Source organism: Streptomyces sp. NPDC054847, from assembly GCF_053610925.1.
The window spans coordinates 1-18,325 of record NZ_JBSGZJ010000101.1; the positions used below are offsets into that span (position 1 = coordinate 1).

Genomic DNA, 18,325 nt, shown 5'->3' on the forward strand with positions numbered 1-18,325 from the left:
GAACTTGACCACGATGCTCGCCGGGGCCAAGCCCTGAGTCTGACGCCTGGTAGACCTTGGGCGTTGGGAATGGGGCCGGCGAGAGGTGCGGGGATGAGTTTCCGGTTGGCGGCGTACGCCGTGTGCATCGAGGGCGGCCAGGTGCTGCTGGTGCCGCACGTATCACCGAAGGGCGAGTCGACCTGGACTCTTCCGGGCGGCAGGGTCGAGCACGCGGAGGATCCGTTCGATGCCGTGATCCGGGAAGTCGCCGAGGAGACCGGCTGCGACGCGATGGTCGAACGCCTGCTGGGAGTGGACTCGAGGGTGATTCCCGCGGCTGCCGCGCGGGCGGGAGTCGAGCACCAGAATGTCGGCATCTTCTACCGGGTCCGCATCACCGGCGGCCGACTCCGGCCTGAGCCGAACGGCGAGACCGCCGAGCCGGTCTGGACTCCCGTTCCCGACGTCACTCGCCTTCGCCGGTCATCACTGGTGGACATCGGCGTCGCCCTGGCGGAAACCGTCCCGGCGACCGGCCGCGTCGCTCCGGTGCCGATCGGCGGCCTGATCCAGCATTGAGGCGCCTCCAACTGTCCGGCCGCGCTTGGCAGACATCCGGCTCACGCGGATCGTGGAGGGCGGCCGGGCACATTCCACAGACCGACGCACCACGGCCGTTCAGGCGGGCACCGGCTGCAAGTCGGCCCCGTCGAAGGGCGGGTAGCTTTCACCGCCCATCCGCTCGGCCGCGTCGATGTAGTCGGCGAGCACGTCGCGGGACCGGGCGAGCGTGGCCATCTGGTCGTCCAGTCGCCGCAGCCGTGACCGCATCGCGGCAAGCAACTCGGGGCAGCCGATCAGCTCCGGCGCCTCCCCGACCGCACAGGGCAGCAGATACGCGATGTCCTCGGAGGACAGCCCGGCACCGAGCAGATGCCGGATCTGCTTCACGCGCAGCACGGCGCTCTCCTCGTACTCGCGATAGCCGTTCGCGCCGCGGTCCGCCTCCAGCAGGCCCTGGGCCTCGTAGTAGCGCAGCTGGTGGGCGTTGACGCCCGTCCGGCGACTCAGTTCCCCGATCCGCATCGAAACCTCGCTTGACCTTCACACCGGTATCAACGTTGACGATGCTGCCATGAACAACGAACTCGACACACCTGTGACAGTCATCGGACTCGGACTCATGGGCCAGGCACTCGCCGGGGCCTTCCTGAAAGCCGGGCATCCCACGACCGTGTGGAACCGTACGGCCTCCAAGGCCGACCAGTTGGTGGCCGACGGCGCACGGCTTGCGCCGACGGTCGGCGACGCGATCGGGGTAGGTTCCCTGACGATCATCTGCGTGACCGACTACGAGGCCGTGCGGGAACTGCTCGGCGCGAGCGATGTCGAGCTGAACGGCACGACACTGATCAACCTGACCTCGGGCGACTCGGCCCAGGCACGGGAAGCCGCACGATGGGCCGAACAGCGAGGCGCCCGCTACCTGGACGGCGCCATCATGGCCGTCCCGCCGGCCGTCGGAACCGCGGAGGCGGTGATTCTGCACAGCGGTCCGCGGCGGGACTTCGAGGCGCACAAGCCGACACTCGAGGCCCTCGGCACCGTCACCTACCTCGGTGCGGACCATGGGCTTGCGTCCCTGTACGACGTGGCCGGCCTGGCCATGATGTGGAGCGTCCTGAACGCCTGGCTCCAGGGCACGGCCATGCTGCGGACGGCCGGTGTCGACGCCGCGACGTATGCGCCGTTCGCGCAGCAGATCGCTACCGGCGTGGCCGAATGGCTGCCGGGGTATGCCGAGCAGATCGACAGGGGCTCCTTCCCGGCCGAGGTGTCCGCGCTGGAGACCGACGCGCGGGCGATGGAGCATCTGATCGAAGAGAGCGAGGCGGTGGGGGTCAACGCCGAACTGCCGAGGCTGTTCAAGGCGATGGCCGACCGTGCGATCGCCGCCGGGCACGGCGGGGAGCAGTATCCCGTCCTGATCGAGGAGTTCGCCAAGCCCAGCGGCGACGCCTGACCGATCCGACGCGGGCATTCAGCCTCGGCGCTGCGCGTGGCGGGCTGTCCGGGCCCCGCTGGCACGTCGGCAAGGTGCTGCGCCGCCTTGTCGAATGCGAGCGGTGGGCCGGTCTCCAGTGCCGACCCACCGCTGACGCTCCCGTCCGGCTCACCGCGGCTTCCGCCAGGGGGTAAGCGCTGCGGATACGGCCTGGTTAAGGCCGGTCTTGCGGACAGTTTCGACCAGCAGGACCGAACCGGCCTGCGAGACCACGGCCCGGCCGTCGTCCCGGACAAGGACATGGGGATAGGACCCGATAGGCTGTTTCAGCTGGAAAGTGCCTCTGGATTCAGCGGGAACAAGGACCTAGACAATCCTCATTCTTGCAGGTCAGGTGCGCTTTCTCTTACCTGACCACCCGTCGGACAGTCCGCTTCATGAAAGCGCGAGGTTAACCGCGACAACGTCGCCTACATCCCGACACCTTCCCTATCGTTAAGCGTAAGGACGAGGCCAAGTACGGCACCTACCGCAAGGACCTCATCCTCGCCGAGTACGACCGCATGGCGGCGGCCGGCGTCAGCCTGACCACCCACCTCGTGGACGGCGAGAACTACACCTCCACCCTCACCTCGCCCCCGGGACACGGCCCCCGCCACCCGGCAGCCTGACATTTACCATGCCTTCGCGCCCGGTTCCGGGGAGAGCCCCGGTCCGGACCGCGACTGGAAAGGACTCGACCATGGATGACGAGATCCAGCTGTTCAGAGACGGTGATGGCCTGGCGGTCATCGGAGACCCGGCGGCGGTCGAACGCTTCCTCGTCTCGGAAGGACTGCCGGCGAAGGGCCCCGGAACGCGGCGGCTCGGGTCCGCCCTCGGCGACGCGGCCGGATTCGTGCAGGCGGGTTCCGACATCGCCGCCGGCTCGGGTCGCTGGGTGAAGTTGACCAAGGAGTCCGCGCAGCGGATCGACAAGATCGGGCTGAGGAAGAGTGCCAAGACAGGACTCGACACGGGCGTGCTGAAGGGACCCAAGGGCCAGGCCAAGGGATTCGTCGAGTTCGCGAAGGGGTCAAGCCCCCTCAAGGGCAACCCGACGCAGCTGGCCAACGTCGCGACTGTCATGGCGCAACTCGCCATGCAGCAGGCCATGGACGAGATCGCCGACTACCTCGCCACGATCGACGAGAAGGTCGACGACGTGCTTCGCGCCCAGCAGGACCAGGCGCTGGCACAGATGATCGCGGTGGACCTCGAGATCAAGGACGCCCTCACCGTCCGGGAGAAGGTGGGCCGGGTCTCCGAGGTCACCTGGTCGAAGGTGCAGAACATGCCGACGACGATCGCGTACGCCCAGGCGTACGCGCTGCGTCAGCTCGACGCGCTCGCGGAGAAGACGGAGAGCAAGAGCAAGATCGGTGAACTGGCCAAGGCGTCCAAGGAGATCGAGTCCAAGGCGCGGGAATGGCTCGCCGTTCTGGCGCACTGCTTCCAGCTCCAGGACGCCTTCGCTGTACTCGAACTCGACCGGGTAAGGGAAACGGATCCGCACGAGCTGGACGCGCACCGCCTCGGACTTCGGGCCGCCCGGAAGAACCGGATGGATCTCATCTCGGAGAGCACCGAGCGTCTGGTGGACAGGATGCACACGGCCGCCGGCACGGCCAACGCGAAGGTGCTGCTGCACCCGACCACGTCCCGCGAGGTGGTGCACGCGCGCAACCACGTCGAGGTCGCCGTCGTCGACTTCCACGGGCGGCTCGGGATCGAGCGCGATCAGGAGTCGTTGGAGGCGCGACGCTGGAAGGACGCGGCCGTGGAGGTGAGGGACAAGGCGCTGGAGAAGGGCGCGAAGGGCGTCGGTGCCGCCAGAAGCCTCGGCAACGAGACCCTCGACCGGGCCAGTTCGGTGAAGGACAAGCTCTCCAGCGGGATCGCCGAGCGAGCGCGCCGTCGGCGTGGGGACGAGGACGAAGGCGACGCGGAAGCCTGAGTGAGCGCCGACCGGCTCCAGTAGTCACCGTCGTCGTCGACGAGTCTGTCCTCCGGCGCGCGATTGGCGGACCGGAGGTGCAGCGGGATCAGCTGAAGCGCCTGCTTCAGTCGAGTCAGCTGCGCAGCACGACGATTCAGGTGCTTCCCTTGACATGCGAGGGACAGGCCACCACTGCCACCGAATCACCGATCCCGTGCCCGACCAGGGGAAACACAGCGATCGCGTCCGGAAGGACAACAGCTACTCAGGGTGTCCACCACAGGGAGGTCCCCCGGAGTATCACCGACCGGTGAATCCGAGCTCAGTTCACTCATATGGTGGGCGCTATGAGCGATGTCATACAGGCTTGGTCCCGCATCGAGAACTGGCTTCACCAGCACCAGTGCACTGCCGACCTCGAAGCCCTGCGCCCCCCGGCCCCTGAGGAGGCCATCCAGTCCCTCCAGGACGTCCTCCCATATCCGCTTCATCCCCACCTTGTGCAATGGCTCCGGATTCACGACGGTGCTCTGCCAGGGAGCCCCCTCTGGCCGTTCCGGTACTCCCCGATCAAGGCTGAGGGCATGGAGGGTGGTCCGCAGCATTTCAGGGAGGCTTTTGATGATTTCCGCAGTGAATTTACGGATGACGGGATGGATCCCGAAGGCCCGGAAGGGCCGTGGGATCCGCCGAATGCATACGAGTTCTGGGTGCCCATCGCAGTCACCAACACCGGTGAGTACCTCGCGGTCGACCACCGTCCTGGCGACACCTACGGAAGTGTCCGGGAGATCGATTATGAAGGCTCGGATCCGTGGGGCGTGATCCGGTGGGCGAGCCTGGTGGAAATGCTCGACGAGATCGCGGACGGCCTTGAATCCGGCTCGGGCGTCCAGGGCGGCGGGCGAATGTACCGATACGTCCCCCAAGTGATCCAGGCCCCACCGACCATCACCGACCCCGCACTGTCCGGGGCGCCGGTGGTGGTCGACGGAGATCTGGTGAATCGCCTTGACTGGCGGATCGAGCGATAGAATGCGATATGAAGAGGCCCCGCCCAATAGATGGGCGGGGCTCCTTCTTCTTACGCGCTACGGCCTGACCAGGCCTGGGGCGTCAATGAAATAGGGATCTTCGTCCAGCATCCTTTGCTTGGAGTAGAACCCGTTGAGCCGGCGACCTGCCGTTTCGTTCTGACCACCGTGCATCGACGCTCGGGCGCACTTCTCCTTGTACGTGGGAGTGCCGCCGAAGGGCGGGCGCTCATCGTCGTACACACGCCATTTGCCGTCACCACCCTTGCGTGCGTACGCCTGAAGGCATTCGCCTCCATTGGCGACCCCGGTCGCTCCGCCACTTTCCTTTGTACTTGCGAAGGCGTACTCGTCACATTGAACAGCCGCGTTCTTGTTCGCCGGATCGGGAGTGGCCAGCGGGTGCGCTACGAGCTGGTACGCCCCGCTCTTGGGGCAGACAACCCCGCGGTTGGCATCCGCCTTCGCTCCGTCGAATTCACGGCGCAGAGGACTGTTGTGCTTCTTACTGCCGGGATGCCAATCGAGTTTGTCGCGCATCTCCAGGTAGTACAGGGCGGCACCCTCAGCGTTCTTCAGCTTCAGGTTGAACGTCGGCGTGTACTTCGGGAAGACACAGCCCACCGAGGTGTTGGCGCGCATGATCTGGTCGCAACGGACCTGCTCCCAGAACACCCAACTCGGTTCGGTGATCTTCACCGAGGCGGGCGCGGCGGACGCCTTGAAGCCGAGGAAGTTGCCCCGGTCGAACTTCTGCTGCTGACCGGCCGCGGCGGTCTTCCAGGTGAACTTGCGCGTCTGGACCGTCTGTTCGGTCACCGAGGAGGTGGTGGTCCAGGAGGTCGGCCCGGTGAATTCGGGACCGACGAACTCCCTCTGGCAGACTGTGTCACCGCCACACGTGACGTCCCAGTAGTCGAGCGTCACGGTGCCGAGCGCGCCGTCGATGGACAGGGGCGCGATGGTGTTCTGCTGAAGCCACTCAGCGCCCCTGGTGCCCTTCGTGTTCAGCTTGATCTCTTCGCGGACGAGGAACATGGCCGTGCCGATGAGTTTGGGCGGCTCATTGGGGCTGATTCGCCACCATTGGGCCACTACGCCGATCTTGTGGCAGCCCTCGTCGCGGGTGAGCGTGTATCCGCCGACGGTCGGGTCGTTGCACCAGGGGACAAGAGGGTTGGCGGGCGCCGCGAGCGCCTTCGCTGCCCTTCCTATCTCTGCGTTGTAGGTACGGCTCTGACACAGCTCGATCTCAGTGTTGTCGGTCTTGTGACAGTGGCTCCGGTCCCCTGGTTGCGGATCGGTCGTGACGCCGTCCGGGGAGGCTTGCTTCTCTGGAGTGTCCATCTCCTCATACGGCTCCTCCTCCGGGTCCACCGGCTCCTCGGGCTGTTCGCCGGAATCCGGTACGGCGGTGTCGCCACTGATCGGAGCCTTGCCCGTGCCGTAGTCGTAGACCTCCTCCGCGCCCTTGTTGTCCGCGCGGTCGACCGTGCGCCCCTCGGTCCGGTTCATGTCACGCTCAGCGGGCGTGCCCGTCACGGTGCTGGGCCGGCCCGCGACAGCGGGCTTCTCAGCACTCCAGGCGCCACCGTTGGTACGGCTCTCGACGCCGCGGACATCGTCACCGGCCGCAGGCGTGATATCGAACTTGCCGTCGCCCTTGTTCGGCGTCCACGCGCCCTCGGGATAGTCGGGCGAAGTAATCTTCGAAGGAGCCGGCGGTGCGGTGGTGTCGACGACGAACTGGGTCCAGGGCGACCAGTTGAGGTTGTAGTGGGTGCCGTCGTAGGCGTTGGTGCGGAACTTGTACGTCCGGCCGTCCTTGAGCTGTCCGGCCGGGACGGTCACGCTCACCGGTTTGCCCTGGTCCCCGTACGGGGACAGGAGAAGCCCCTCACCGAGCGGTGTCGTGATGGGTGCGTTCGTGGCGGCGTCGTAGACCTGGAACGTGCCGTTGACCTGGTCGCCGTCCGCGTCGGTGAAGGTGTCGCGCAGGACGGGTGTGGTGGTGTTGACGGCCCACACGCCGGCGTAGGACTTGAAGGGCGCACCTGCCTGTCGACTGGTGCCGTCCGAGGGCCGGTAGTTGTAGGTGACGCTCAGCTTGGGCTGGTTGGCCGCGTTGTTCGCGGAGTTGACCCGCTTCCACTCGAGCGTGTCGCTCTCGCTGGTGGCACGCAGCCCCATGCCGGAGACGTTCCACTTCTGGCCGGCCCAGTACTGGGCGAGAGTGGTGACGTCCGCGGTGATCCACCCGTCGGCGGTCGTACAACCCGGGTTGCCGCGGGTGGCGGTCGAGGTCGCGTACTTCGCGCCCATGGCGGGCTGGTTCGTCCACCGGCTCGAGGTGGTGGCGTTGTTCGACGTCCACACCTCCCACGGCTGCGCGGTGCAGTCGGTGTTGCCCGAGTGGAAGTTCCACAGGGACAGCGTCGCCTTCGACACGAGCGCGTCCGCGATCGGAGCCGTGTTCCAGGTGATGAAGGAACGTGCGGTGCGGTAGGTGCCGTCCGCGTTCTTGGTGCCCGGGTTGCCGAAGTCGAGCTCGGTGTCGGCCGACCAGTCGACGGTCTCGCCCTGTTGGACGTAGGTGTCGAAGGTGTTGGCCAGCGCGGAGGTGGACGGGTCCACGGTGACCGGGTAGACCGTCTTGGGGTCAGCGAGGAAGGCGGCGTCGGGGGTGACGACGAGGTCGATCACGCCGTTGCCCTTGTCGACGACCTTCATCCCGACGCGGGCGCGGTTCTCGTGCTTCCCGGACCGCTTGTCGACCGACGCGTCCCACATCACCGGGGCGGGCATGGTGGCCCGTGCGGCACCGGTCTTCACGTCGGTGAAGGTGACGGAACCGTCCTTATTCGCCTTCGCCTTGAGGCCCTTGGCCCTGACCGGGAGCGTGTACGAGTAGCCGCCGGCGGCAGGCCGCTCCCGTATCTCGACGAACTGCTCGAAGCCGGTGCGGGTGGCCTCGACGATCACGTCGGCGCCGGGAACGGTCTCCCGATACCGGGCCGTGGTGCCGTCGACAGCGGGGGCGGGCAGGCCGCCCTTCCACTGCAGCGTGACGCTTTCGTCGCCCTGGCCGAGGGTGACGAGGTCGCGCGGGGCGGCGTCCTTCGCGGCGCGCACCGATGCTGCCTTGGTGCCGCCCTTGCCGGCGAGGCGCAGGCCCTTCGGGTGGCTCTTCGCGCCCACGGAGCCGTCCGCCGCGCGGGCGAGGGTGACGTCGATCTTCCGCCACGTGCCGTCGCGCCACACGCGCTCGGGCCCGGAGGTGAGCTCGGTGGTCAGCGTGCCGTCGGGGTTGGCGACGGTGTACGTGGTCTCGGTCGTCTCGTCGGTGACGACGACCTTATTGCCGGTCTTCTTCGCCTCCAGGATCGCCCACGCTTTGGAGCCCTTGGTGTGTGCGGCGGCCCAGGTCATGTCGGAGGCGAGAATCTCGGCCTCGGACGGCTGGTGGGCCTTCGTCGGGGCCGGCTGCGGCTCGGGGGTTGCCGCGACGGCCGTACCGCCGGCGACGAAAGCGGCCTCGGCGACGAGCAGCAGTGCTGCCGCGGCCGCCGCCTTTCGGGGTAACCGTCTGCCCCGTTTCGGCCCCAGGAACTGTGTGTCAGGAGACACGAAGTGATGCCTTCCTCTTGAAAATCAAACGTTTGTGCTGGGTGCACTCGTGAAGGACGCTAGGCGTGTCAAGTGGAAGGAAGTAGTGAGGTTTTGGCCGTACAGAGGGCTTCGGATTGCGCAGGTCGCGATGGCGTTGATCTTGCGCAGGTGGGACTTCTCAAACATCGGATTGGTCACACATGGGCGCAGGGTCAGGGGCGTACGTGGCCACTCGCCAGTCGCCGATTCGTGGATGTTCCGTGAGTAAACCGTGGGTGTCGGGCGAACCGAGGGCAAAGCCTCAGGCGGTCTCCAACTCGCCTTGTCGGCTGGCGGATTGTGGCTGGAAGCTCGCGTCGCGCCCTCCGGCGCCGAGCAGCAGAGCTGTGGCGATCATCCGATGCGGGCCGAGTCCAACAGTGCTCCACGCCACCTGGCCGTAGCCATGCGAGGACGCCCACGCTGGGATCGTCCTGTCCTGTCTGCTGACCAACGCCGCGGGGGAGCCTCTATGTCCTTCACAATCCCGAGCTGGTCATGCGACGGTGCTGCGAGGGTCCGTGATTCGTAGAAGGTACGGGTCGCGCACTCGTCCCGACCGGAACCTGGTACTGGCCGGACATCCTCAGCCGGCGTCAGTACGCCGCCGCTCATGTCGAGGGTGCAGGTCGAGCTGTCGCCGCGCATGCCGAACTCCCGGGCCATGCCCACAGCGTGATGGAAACGCAACTGCCGCCAACGGCCGGAGTCGCCTGGTTCCGTTGCCCAAGCCACGGACCCTGCCCAGATTGACACTCCCACGCAAACGTATCGGCGGCTCCCGATATCGGGAGGTCGAGCCTCAGCAGGAACGCGGGCGCGAGGGGGCCGAGTCGGTGGCCTTCCGGGCCCCCGTAGGTAGCTCCGGAATCAGCTCCAGGCCGCCGCGTACCCCCAGAAGTCCCGCATCAGTTCCGGGAACGAGGGCTCGGACATCTGGCGTTGGGTGAGGAGGATCGTGACGGTGCCCGTGGACGGGATGATGTGGGCGGCCGTGCCCGTGCCGCCGACCCAGCCGTAGCGGCCCGGGACGCTCCAGGGTTCGACCGGTTCCACGTCGACCGCCCCGCCGAAGCCCCAGCCCATGCCCTCCAGGAACAGGCCGCCGGCCTTGCGCTGGGACAGAGTCAGGTAGTTGGTGGTCATCCGCCCCGCGGACTCGGCGCTGAGCAGGCGGCCGCCGGATGCCGTCGCGCCCTGGTCGAGGAGCATGCGGGCGAACGCGTGGTAGTCGTCGACCGTCGAGACCAGACCGCCCGCGCCCGACGGGAACGCGGGCAGCGTGCTCCACTGGCCGTCCGGTGTGTCGGCCAGCTCGAGGGCGCCCATGGGGTCCACCCGGTAGTAGCTGGTGAAGCGGTCGCGCTTGGCCGGCGGTACCGCGAACGCGGTGTCGGTCATGCCCAGCGGTTCGAAGAGCCGTTCCGCCAGGAAGTCCGGCAGCGAACTGCCCGAGACCCGCGCGATCAGTACGCCCTGGATGTCGGAGCAGATGTTGTACAGCCAGGCCTCGCCCGGCTGGTAGAGCATGGGAATCCGGGACAGCGCCGCCATCCACTCGTCCGTCGGAGGGACGGCCTGTGGTTGCGGTGGGCCCTGCTTCAGCTCACTGACCAGCGGTTCGACCGCAGGCAGCGAGAAATCGGACGGGAAGCCGTACCCGGCGCGCGAGACCAGCAGGTCGAACACGGTGATCGGCCGCTCCGCCGGAACCACGTCGTCGACCGGACTGTCCGGCGTACGGACGACCATGGGCGCGGCCAGCTCCGGCAGCCACGTCCCGACCGGGTCGTCCAGCGCGATCCTGCCGTCCTCGACGAGCATCATGACCGCCGCGGCCACGACGGGCTTGGTGATCGAGGCGATACGGAAGATCGTGTCCCTCGCCATCGGGGCCGTGCGCTCGGCGTCGACGTGGCCCACGGCCTGGACATCCACCTGATCGCCCCGCGCGACCATGGCCACCGCGCCAGGGAGCGATTCGGTGTCGACGTGTTCGCTCAGGACGTTGTGCAGATCGGTCATCAGGCCACCTTCTCGTGTGTGCGGTCAGAAGAAGGACTGCCACAGCGACAAGGAGTCATCGCTCGCCCCATCAGCGGGATCGACAAGGGCGTCGACCTGGTCACAGCGGTCGCCAAGTCCGGATACCGTCCCCACCAACCACGCCGCGCGCCAGGATGTCGAGCACCCGGCCCGGCTCGAGGCGGCTCGGCAGGATCCAGCGGCAGCGCTCCCGCTGCCTGCGCGGCACCCAGCACGGCGCCTGGCGTGCGCGCCCCGGACGCGCCTCCAGCGCGGTGGACACCGAGCGCAGCGCCGCCCGCACCTCGTCGCGTCCAGGCCCCCTCTGCGGTGAACCAGGCCGTCCGCGTGGCGGCACGGGCCCACTGTGCAGGCCGTCCGCGTGGCGGCATCGGCCCACCGTGCAGGCCGTCCGCGTGGCGGCACGGGCCCACTGTGCAGGCCGTCCGCGTGGCGGCACGGGCCCACTGTGCAGGCCGTCCGCGTGGCGGCATCGGCCCACCGCGCAGGTGGTCCGTCCGGCCCATCAGTACGCGCAGCCCGCGGCTCGGGGTGAACACACTGTTGCCCATGGCAGAGCAACGTGAACGCCGCGGCCGCGCCGCCACCGCTGTCTCCTCCCCTCCACCGGTGGAGGGACCCGAGGAGGCCGCCGGCCGGGCCTGTCGGTGCATCACCGGACTCACCGGTCACCCGGCGGAGGGCGTGTCCGCCATCAGCCGTTCCGAGGACGGCTGGCACGTCGACGTCGATGTGCTGGAGGTGCCGCGCATCCCCGACACCACGAGCCTGCTCGCCACGTACGAGGTGGAACTCGACCGGGACGGCGAACTCCTGAGTTACCGCAGGGTCCGCCGATACCGGCGCGGTGCGGCCGACGACTGAAGCCACCGCGCAGCCGACCACCGCGCAGCGGTACCCGAAAGGACGGCCCCACCATGACCACCACCTACACCGAGCAGGTTGCGTGTGTGCCCCGCGCGGGCACGCTGTACGACGTCATCGAGATCATCCTCGACCGCGGCATGGTGATCGACATCTTCGCCCGCGTCTCCCTTGTGGGCATCGAGATCCTCAAGGTCGACGTGCGCATCGTCATCGCGAGCGTCGACACCTACCTCCGCTTCGCCGAGGCCTGCAACCGCCTGGACCTGGAGACCGACACCCGCAGCAAGACCGTGCCCGAGCTCTTCGGCGGCGGGGCCGTGACGAGAGCGGTCGGCAAGAAGGCGGCGGGGAAGGCCGTCAGGTCGATGGGCGAGAAGGTCAGGAGGGCCGTCGGGGCCCGGGAGGGCGAGGACGTGGAGCCGGAGGAGGACGCACTCGCGGAGGACGAGGCCCTGGCGGAGGAGCAGGCCCTCGAGGAGGAGCCCCGCCCGCGGCGGCGGCCCGCCACCAGGACCCGCGGCAGCCGCCCGCGCACCGCCCGGCGCGCCGAGGAGGACTGATCGGTGACTGCACGGGACCTGTACGTCTACGGCATCGTCCGCGCCGGCCACCGGCTTCCTCCCGGGAGTACCGGCGTCGGTTCGCCGCCCGCCCCGGTCCGCGGCCTCCCTGCGGGCCGACTGGCGGCCGTGGTCAGCGACGTGCCCGAGGGACTGCGCGCCCGCAGGCGCGACCTGATGGCCCACCAGGACCTCCTCACCTCCCTCGCCGCGCACGGCGCGGTTGTGCCCATGCGCTTCGGCACTGTGTGCGGTGGCGAGGACGTCCTGGTGGAGCGGCTGGCCGCGACCGAGCGCCACCACCTGACCTGCCTGGACCGCATCGACGGCCGCGTGGAGATGAACCTCAAGGTGCTGCCGGCCCAGGAGGACGGGCTGGCCGACCTCCTCAGGGAGGACCCGCACCTACGGCGGCTGCGCGACGAGGCCCGCCGCCGCCCCGGCTACGAGGCGAACCTGCGCCTGGGCGAGGCGGTGACCGCGGGCTTGGAACGCCGGGCCCGGGAAGCGGCGGCACACCTGCTGCGCGAACTCTCCGCACTCGCCGACGGCACCGCCGCGGGACCGGAGGTGGCCGGATGCGTCCTCAACACGTCTTTCCTGGTCGGCGGTTCCGGTCACGACCGGTTCACGGCCGCCGTCTCGCGCCTGGCCGCCGGTCACCGCGGCCGCGCCGAGCTGAAGCTGACGGGGCCGATGCCCTGCTACAGCTTCGTGGGCCCCGAGCACGCACCGGTCGGGGCCTGAGCGGCATGGGCCTGCTGACCGGGATCCTCCTGCTGCCGCTCGCACCCGTCAGGGGGGTCGCCTGGCTTGCCGAGCGCGTCAACGACGCGGCGGAGCACGAACTGTACGACCCCTCGGTCCTGCGGGCGCGGCTCGCGGCCCTGAACGAGGCGCTGGAGGGCGGGGAGATCGACACGGACGAGTTCGAACGCGAGGAGGAACGGCTGCTCGACCTGCTCGAGCACCGGATGTTCCGCGCGCCGCCCGCCGCCACCGAACCGACACCGGGAGCGCACCGATGAACGACAGCACCGGGACGTCCCTCGCAGCGGCGGGGGCTCGGAACACCGCGTCCTGGGACGCACCCGCTTCGACGGCGGCCCCCTACGGGCCGCGCACGGCCAACCTCGCCGACATTCTCGAACGCGTTCTCGACAAGGGCATCGTCATCGCCGGCGACATCAAGATCGACCTTCTCGACATCGAACTGCTGACCATCCGTCTGCGGCTGTTCATCGCCTCGGTCGACACCGCCAAGAAGGCCGGCATCGACTGGTGGGAGACCGACCCGGCGCTCTCCTCACGTGCCGCCCGCGACGCGCTGGCCGAGGAGAACCAGCGACTGCGCGAACGGCTCGAAGCGCTGGAGAGCGGTGACCCCCGGACAGCGGGGGCGGGCGTTGCCGGGGAACCGGCCGGCACCTGATCCCAGCCCTCGCACCTGTCACTTCCCCTCCCCTTTCCCGGGCGAGCCCCGGACCGTCCACGTGAGGAGCACCCGATGACGGCGGCCCCGTGCACGACCGACGTCTCCACCGCCACCGACGTCTCCACCGCCACCTACGTCTTCGCCGTCTGCCGCGGCGGCGACCTCGCCGCCCTCGAAGGCTTGGCGGGCCACACGGAGGGCGGACACGTCCGGCTGCTGTCCGTCGGCTCTTTCACCGCCGTGGTGCAGGACGTGCCGGCCGACCGGTTCTCCGAGGAGGCCGTGCGGGAACGGCTCTCCGACGGCGCGGAACTCGAGCGCTGCGCCCGGACGCACCACGCCGTGGTCTCCGCGGCGGCGCGGTGCGCCCCTACCGTCCCCCTGCCGCTGGCCACCCTCTACCTCGGCGACGAAAGCGCCCGCACCGCGCTCGGGAAGCGCCAGCGGCGCCTGCACGCCGCGCTGGACCGCATCGAGGGCCGCGTCGAGTGGAGCGTGAAGGCGTACGCCGTGCCGGTGCCGCCCGGCGCACCGGCCGGGCGTCCGGGAGCGACCACCCCGGCCACGGCCCCCCACGCCCCCTCTTCCGACGATCCCCGTGCCGGCCTCGCTTACCTCGAGCGGGTGCGCAGCCGGAAACAGGCGCGCGACCACCGGCAGGAGACCGCACTGCGCGCCGCCGAGAGGGTGGACACCGCCCTGCGGGACCTCGCGGTGGCCGCCCGCCGGCTGCGCCTCCACGGCCCGGGCCCGGACGGCGACCGCCGTACCCAGGTGCTGAACGCCGCCTACCTGGTGGCGGAGGGCCGCGAAGAGGAACTGGCCGCGGCCCTCGGGCGGCTGCGGCACGAGGCGGACGCGGACGGCGTCCGGATCGAGGTCTCCGGGCCTTGGGTGCCCTACTCGTTTGTGGACGGGGGCGACACCGATGACCTCGACGGCTGAGACCGTCCCGTGGGACGGCGCCTGGGAGGAGGGCGGCCCGCTCGGCGTGCCCCTGGTGGACCTGCTGGACCGGGTACTGGGCACCGGTGTGGTCGTCAGCGGCGACCTGGTGATCGCCATCGCCGAGGTGCCCCTGGTGCGAGTCTCCCTGCACGCGCTGCTGTCCTCGGTCAACGAGCGCGTCCCCGCGCCGTGGGGGGACGGTGGACCGCTGTGACGGCGGACCGGGTCGATCTCGACGCCGACACTGTCGGACGCGACCTCGTCGCACTCGTGCTGACCGTGGTCGAACTGCTGCGGCAACTGATGGAACGGCAGGCGATCCGCCGCATCGACGAGGGGGACCTCACCGACGACCAGGTGGAGCGCATCGGCCGGACCCTGATGCTGCTGGACGAACGGATGGCCGAGCTCCGCGACCACCATGGGCTGTCGCCCGAGGACCTCAACCTCGACCTGGGCCCCCTGGGGACTCTGCTCCCCAGGGATTGACCCCGCGCCGGATCTCCAAGGGAGGAACGGCCGGCGATCCCCCCAGTGGTCGACGCGATCCGGGGTGCAGGCGACGGGGGCCGCAGTCGGCGAGCTCGCGGATCCGGTGGGCTTTCGCCCTGGCTCCGCAGAGTCCGCGACGTACACGCCGCCGTGCCGGGTCCCGCGAACGAAGGGTCTTCGGCGGAGACCGCCGGCCGGCCGGTGGAGCGCGCCATGGAGCTTCGGACCCCGTGACGCGGCGCGTTCTCCGGCGGCCGGCAGACCCCGCGCGCCTCAGCCCCGCAGATGCCCCAGCACCGACCGCACCGCCCGGGCCACCGCCTCCCGTGCCTCGTCCGTGTGGTCGAGCGTCTCGAAGCCATGGTGGCCCTGCGGCACGTCGACGATCTCGACAGCGGCCTCGCAGTCCTCGGCGGCGGTCAGGAACTCCTCTACCGTCGCCGCGATCTCGGGCCTTTCCAGTCCCACCCGGGTCAGTATGACCGGCAGTCGCCCCGCCTTGCGCACCATGGCCGCCGGGCGGAACCGGGAGTCGGTGAGCGGCCACTGCGGCAAGGGCGCGAGCACCGGATACGTCGCCGCGACGCAGCGCAGCCACGCCGGGGGCGCCGCGAGCCAGTCCGCCGACAGGAGCCCGCCGCCGGAGAAGAACCACAGCGCCACCCGTTCCCCGTCGACGCGCGGATCGGCCCGTACGAGCTCCACCGCTTCCGCGATGTCCTCCGCGGCACGCCCGTAGTCGGTGAGGTCGTGCAGCCGGTGGTCCAGCGTCACGCCCACCGCACCCAGCGACGCCACGTACGAGCCGTAGCCAACGAAACCGGGCCAGTCCCGCGGGGTGGGGCGTACCTCGGCGGAGACCGGGCCGCCGTGGACGAAGACCACCGCGGGGCGGGGCTCGTCGGTGTCGGGGAGGTAGAGGTCCACCCGTCCCGTGCGCTCGCGGTGCTGCTCCGGTACGTCGAGGAGGAACGGCCGCAGATGCCCGGGCTGCTCGCTCACGGACGGGGAGATCCGGTGGCCCTCTCCCTCGGCGGCCCGGCGCAGCACCTCGGCCAGCTCGTCCGGAGTGGAGAGCATCGGCCAGTGCCCGGTGTCGAGTTCGAAGAAGGTCACCCGGGGGTCGGTGAGCACCTGGAGGCGGGGGTCGCCCAGGCCGACCAGGCCCTCGACCATGGCGATGCTCGAGCCGTTGGCGATGCACAGGACGCCGGTCGTCGGCACCCCGGACAGCGCGCCCGAGAGCCGCAGGGGCAGGGTGAGCGTGCCCTTCGGCTGCGGGGCGGCGAGCCGGGCCAGCCGCGCCAGCGCGTCCGCCGGGACTCCGGCGGTGCTGCCCCATCGCTGCCATTCGTCGGCCGGCGGCGGTGGGATCAACCCGTCGTCCGCCGCCTGCCCTGCCACGGCCGCTCCTTCTGCCGTCGTCCCCGTTTCATGCGTGGTGTCCGCCAGCAGTTGGTGGACCGTCTGGTCGGGCACCAGCGCGAGGGCGGCGTCGCCTTCCTGCGGCATGCCGGCGTCCAGGTGGACGATCCGGGCGACGCGCCCCGAGCGGCGGTCGGCGGCGCCCAGTACGGGGTGGATGCCGTAGCCGTGGCCGACCAGCACGACGTCCGGTTCCGCCGGTCCCGCCGGAGCGGGGTCCAGGTGGTCGATCAGCTGAACCAGGTCCTGGATGTGCGTCTCCAGGTCCGTGTCGGGGCCCGCCAGGTGGCGGCGGTCGCCCATGCCCGTGAGCGTCACGGGATGCACCTCGGCGCCCGACTCACGGAGTTTCGCGGCCACGTCGCGCCAGATCCAGCCGCCGGTGAAGGCGTCCGACACCAGGATGAAAACCGTCATCACGTCTCCTCGTATACGCGGTCCGCACGACCGGCCGGTCGGGCCGTCCGTGCTCGCCGGTACCGTAGGAACTCCCCCTGAGGGAGGTTCAACCTTGTCCCCTGACGGCATGTGGAGCATCGGAGAGCTCGCGGAGCACGCGGGCGTGACCGTCAAGACCGTCCGCTTCTACTCCGACCGCGGACTGCTGCCCGAAGCCGCCCGCAGCAGCGGGGGCCACCGGCGTTACGGCCCGGAGGCGATCGAACGGCTGCGCCTGATCCGCTCGTTGCGCACCCTCGACCTGCCGGTCCCCGATGTCGGCCGGGTCCTCGACGAGGAGGACGCGCTGGAGGACATCGTGGCGGGGCAACTGCGGGAGATCGGCTCCCGGATGACTGCCCTGCGGTGGCGGGAGGCCGCCCTCCGGCTGCTCCAGGACTGCACCCCCGAGGAACGCGTGGACCGGCTGCGGCTGATCGGTTCCGTGACCGCCCCGCCCAGTACGGCCGCGCTGGCGCGCTTCTGGCGGCGCTGGCTGCCCGTACGGCTCCCGGCGCGAGTGGCGTCCGCGGTCGTCGACCAGGCCGTTCCGCAGCCGCCGGACGACCCGGCCCCGGCCCAGGTCCTCGCCTTCGCGCGGCTGCACGCCCTCGTCTCCGGGCCCTGCCACGGCAACGAGGACTGCCAGCCCACGGTGCACCAGCCGGACACGGGGTACCGCCCGGCCGTGCTCTACGAGGGTCTCGGCGAGGCGTACGGGCTCGCGGCGCGGCACATGCTCGAACGGCGACCGCCGCACGAGGGTGAAGCGCTCGACTGCTTCGTAGCCGCCTACGCCCACTCGTGCGGCACGCGCGACACACCCGACTTCCGCCGGCTGCTCGCCGGCCAGCTCGCGGCGGACCCTCGGATCGACCGCTACTGGCAGCTCGCCGGCGAACTGTTCGGCCCGTCCCGGCCGACCCCCGGCGCCGCCCACGACTGGCTCTGCGCCGCGTTGAACCCGGTTCAGGCGGCCGGGGCGTCCGCCTGAACGGGCACCGCTCCTGCCAGGGTGCGCGTCCGGGCCGGGCCGGACGGGCGCCGGGGATTCGCGGCCGGTCCGGGCCTCGCCCGGACGACCGCCTCGCGTCTGAAGCGTCCGTCTGGACCGTGCCGCTTCACCTCGGGGCGGCCGACCGGGCGTCGCTCGTCGGCCGGTCGCCACGCACGCGGCGGTCGGGTGTCCGGTCTGAAGGGACCGCCACGGCTGGGGCGTCTGCCCGATCCGGGCCGCCTCCCATTGAGGCGTCCGGCGGGCGGGACTTCGCTCGTCGGCGGTTCGACGATCTCGGACGGTGGGGGTGTCCGTCCGCACCGGACGGTCGCGCCCCGGGGCGTCCGACCGGACCGCCGCTCGCCCGGCCTTTCGCCACGCGCAGACTGCTCGGGCGTCCATCCGAACCGGGTCGCCGCGTGCCGGAGAGTCCGCCTGGGCACGCCGCTCGGCCCGCGCTCGCCCGGGCC

The 18,325-nt window shown here is 70.1% G+C and carries 18 protein-coding genes and 1 pseudogene; 14 read left to right on the forward strand and 5 right to left on the reverse strand.

What is annotated here, in order from left to right; genetic code table 11:
* Window positions 1-93 precede the first annotated feature (93 nt).
* Entirely contained in the window at window positions 94-561 is a 468-nt protein-coding gene (locus ACWGH4_RS13520) for an NUDIX hydrolase (RefSeq protein WP_453459663.1), read from the forward strand.
* 99 nt (window positions 562-660) lie between these two features.
* Here ACWGH4_RS13520 and ACWGH4_RS13525 read toward each other — a convergent pair whose 3' ends face one another.
* The gene (locus ACWGH4_RS13525) at window positions 661-1,068 is read right to left on the reverse strand and encodes a MerR family transcriptional regulator (RefSeq protein ID WP_441261809.1); all 408 of its coding nucleotides are present in this window, start codon (window positions 1,066-1,068) and stop codon (window positions 661-663) included.
* A gap of 49 nt (window positions 1,069-1,117) precedes the next feature.
* Here ACWGH4_RS13525 and ACWGH4_RS13530 point away from each other — a divergent pair, with 49 nt between their 5' ends.
* Complete coding sequence (locus tag ACWGH4_RS13530; protein ID WP_453459625.1) at window positions 1,118-2,005, forward strand: NAD(P)-dependent oxidoreductase; 888 nt, start codon at window positions 1,118-1,120, stop codon at window positions 2,003-2,005.
* Window positions 2,006-2,158: 153 nt separating this feature from the next.
* Here the strand turns inward: ACWGH4_RS13530 and ACWGH4_RS13535 are convergent.
* Window positions 2,159-2,317: pseudogene (locus ACWGH4_RS13535) on the reverse strand (IS1380 family transposase); the annotation flags it as partial.
* A gap of 412 nt (window positions 2,318-2,729) precedes the next feature.
* Between ACWGH4_RS13535 and ACWGH4_RS13540 the strand changes: the two are divergent.
* The 3 genes from ACWGH4_RS13540 to ACWGH4_RS13550 are packed head-to-tail and all read left to right on the forward strand — an operon-like array spanning window position 2,730 to window position 4,999.
* The gene (locus tag ACWGH4_RS13540) at window positions 2,730-3,983 is read left to right on the forward strand and encodes a hypothetical protein (RefSeq protein ID WP_453459627.1); all 1,254 of its coding nucleotides are present in this window, start codon (window positions 2,730-2,732) and stop codon (window positions 3,981-3,983) included.
* A complete protein-coding gene (locus ACWGH4_RS13545; protein WP_453459666.1) occupies window positions 3,980-4,279 on the forward strand; it encodes a Scr1 family TA system antitoxin-like transcriptional regulator in 300 nt (99 codons plus the stop codon). Before ACWGH4_RS13540 ends, ACWGH4_RS13545 begins: the two co-directional genes overlap by 4 nt.
* 33 nt (window positions 4,280-4,312) lie before the next feature.
* Window positions 4,313-4,999, forward strand: a complete 687-nt coding sequence (locus ACWGH4_RS13550; protein WP_453459630.1) for an SMI1/KNR4 family protein — start codon at window positions 4,313-4,315, stop codon at window positions 4,997-4,999.
* 57 nt (window positions 5,000-5,056) lie between these two features.
* Here the strand turns inward: ACWGH4_RS13550 and ACWGH4_RS13555 are convergent, their stop codons facing one another.
* Together ACWGH4_RS13555 and ACWGH4_RS13560 are read right to left on the reverse strand one after the other, a co-directional pair.
* Complete coding sequence (locus tag ACWGH4_RS13555) at window positions 5,057-8,428, reverse strand: DNRLRE domain-containing protein (RefSeq protein WP_453459669.1); 3,372 nt, start codon at window positions 8,426-8,428, stop codon at window positions 5,057-5,059.
* Between the two features lie 1,089 nt (window positions 8,429-9,517).
* Window positions 9,518-10,672: a serine hydrolase domain-containing protein gene (locus ACWGH4_RS13560; RefSeq protein WP_453459633.1), complete on the reverse strand. Its 1,155-nt coding sequence runs from the start codon at window positions 10,670-10,672 to the stop codon at window positions 9,518-9,520.
* 570 nt (window positions 10,673-11,242) lie between these two features.
* Here ACWGH4_RS13560 and ACWGH4_RS13565 point away from each other — a divergent pair.
* From ACWGH4_RS13565 to ACWGH4_RS13600, 8 genes are all read left to right on the forward strand, one after another.
* Entirely contained in the window at window positions 11,243-11,557 is a 315-nt protein-coding gene (locus ACWGH4_RS13565) for a gas vesicle protein GvpO (protein ID WP_453459636.1), read from the forward strand.
* Between the two features lie 53 nt (window positions 11,558-11,610).
* The gene (gene gvpJ / locus ACWGH4_RS13570) at window positions 11,611-12,120 is read left to right on the forward strand and encodes a gas vesicle protein GvpJ (protein ID WP_453459638.1); all 510 of its coding nucleotides are present in this window, start codon (window positions 11,611-11,613) and stop codon (window positions 12,118-12,120) included.
* 3 nt (window positions 12,121-12,123) lie between these two features.
* Window positions 12,124-12,867: a GvpL/GvpF family gas vesicle protein gene (locus ACWGH4_RS13575; protein WP_453459641.1), complete on the forward strand. Its 744-nt coding sequence runs from the start codon at window positions 12,124-12,126 to the stop codon at window positions 12,865-12,867.
* Window positions 12,868-12,872: 5 nt separating this feature from the next.
* Window positions 12,873-13,148 (forward strand): gas vesicle protein GvpG, encoded by a 276-nt coding sequence (locus ACWGH4_RS13580; RefSeq protein WP_453459644.1) that lies wholly within the window; start codon window positions 12,873-12,875, stop codon window positions 13,146-13,148.
* A complete protein-coding gene (locus tag ACWGH4_RS13585) occupies window positions 13,145-13,552 on the forward strand; it encodes a gas vesicle protein (protein WP_453459646.1) in 408 nt (135 codons plus the stop codon). The genes ACWGH4_RS13580 and ACWGH4_RS13585 overlap by 4 nt, the downstream gene beginning before the upstream one ends.
* Before the next feature lie 75 nt (window positions 13,553-13,627).
* Window positions 13,628-14,500 carry a GvpL/GvpF family gas vesicle protein gene (locus ACWGH4_RS13590; RefSeq protein WP_453459648.1) on the forward strand — a complete coding sequence of 291 codons (873 nt, stop codon included), beginning with the start codon at window positions 13,628-13,630 and terminating at the stop codon, window positions 14,498-14,500.
* A complete protein-coding gene (locus ACWGH4_RS13595; RefSeq protein ID WP_453459651.1) occupies window positions 14,484-14,717 on the forward strand; it encodes a gas vesicle protein in 234 nt (77 codons plus the stop codon). The genes ACWGH4_RS13590 and ACWGH4_RS13595 overlap by 17 nt, the downstream gene beginning before the upstream one ends.
* A complete protein-coding gene (locus ACWGH4_RS13600) occupies window positions 14,714-14,992 on the forward strand; it encodes a gas vesicle protein K (protein WP_453459654.1) in 279 nt (92 codons plus the stop codon). The genes ACWGH4_RS13595 and ACWGH4_RS13600 overlap by 4 nt, the downstream gene beginning before the upstream one ends.
* A gap of 276 nt (window positions 14,993-15,268) precedes the next feature.
* Here the strand turns inward: ACWGH4_RS13600 and ACWGH4_RS13605 are convergent, their stop codons facing one another.
* On the reverse strand, window positions 15,269-16,837 hold the full coding sequence (locus tag ACWGH4_RS13605) for an alpha/beta hydrolase (protein ID WP_453459657.1): 1,569 nt from the start codon (window positions 16,835-16,837) through the stop codon (window positions 15,269-15,271).
* 109 nt (window positions 16,838-16,946) lie between these two features.
* Between ACWGH4_RS13605 and ACWGH4_RS13610 the strand changes: the two genes are divergently transcribed.
* Window positions 16,947-17,852 (forward strand): helix-turn-helix domain-containing protein, encoded by a 906-nt coding sequence (locus ACWGH4_RS13610; protein ID WP_453459660.1) that lies wholly within the window; start codon window positions 16,947-16,949, stop codon window positions 17,850-17,852.
* The last annotated feature ends 473 nt before the right edge of the window (window positions 17,853-18,325 follow it).

Coding starts and splice junctions, on each gene's coding strand:
- ACWGH4_RS13520 (WP_453459663.1), top strand. CDS start 94: ATGAGTTTCCGGTTGGCGGCGTACGCCGTGTGCATCGAGGGCGGCCAG.
- ACWGH4_RS13525 (WP_441261809.1), bottom strand. CDS start 1,068: ATGCGGATCGGGGAACTGAGTCGCCGGACGGGCGTCAACGCCCACCAG.
- ACWGH4_RS13530 (WP_453459625.1), top strand. CDS start 1,118: ATGAACAACGAACTCGACACACCTGTGACAGTCATCGGACTCGGACTC.
- ACWGH4_RS13540 (WP_453459627.1), top strand. CDS start 2,730: ATGGATGACGAGATCCAGCTGTTCAGAGACGGTGATGGCCTGGCGGTC.
- ACWGH4_RS13550 (WP_453459630.1), top strand. CDS start 4,313: ATGAGCGATGTCATACAGGCTTGGTCCCGCATCGAGAACTGGCTTCAC.
- ACWGH4_RS13555 (WP_453459669.1), bottom strand. CDS start 8,428: ATGACCTGGGCCGCCGCACACACCAAGGGCTCCAAAGCGTGGGCGATC.
- ACWGH4_RS13560 (WP_453459633.1), bottom strand. CDS start 10,672: ATGACCGATCTGCACAACGTCCTGAGCGAACACGTCGACACCGAATCG.
- ACWGH4_RS13565 (WP_453459636.1), top strand. CDS start 11,243: ATGGCAGAGCAACGTGAACGCCGCGGCCGCGCCGCCACCGCTGTCTCC.
- gvpJ (WP_453459638.1), top strand. CDS start 11,611: ATGACCACCACCTACACCGAGCAGGTTGCGTGTGTGCCCCGCGCGGGC.
- ACWGH4_RS13580 (WP_453459644.1), top strand. CDS start 12,873: ATGGGCCTGCTGACCGGGATCCTCCTGCTGCCGCTCGCACCCGTCAGG.
- ACWGH4_RS13585 (WP_453459646.1), top strand. CDS start 13,145: ATGAACGACAGCACCGGGACGTCCCTCGCAGCGGCGGGGGCTCGGAAC.
- ACWGH4_RS13590 (WP_453459648.1), top strand. CDS start 13,628: ATGACGGCGGCCCCGTGCACGACCGACGTCTCCACCGCCACCGACGTC.
- ACWGH4_RS13595 (WP_453459651.1), top strand. CDS start 14,484: ATGACCTCGACGGCTGAGACCGTCCCGTGGGACGGCGCCTGGGAGGAG.
- ACWGH4_RS13605 (WP_453459657.1), bottom strand. CDS start 16,837: ATGACGGTTTTCATCCTGGTGTCGGACGCCTTCACCGGCGGCTGGATC.
- ACWGH4_RS13610 (WP_453459660.1), top strand. CDS start 16,947: ATGTGGAGCATCGGAGAGCTCGCGGAGCACGCGGGCGTGACCGTCAAG.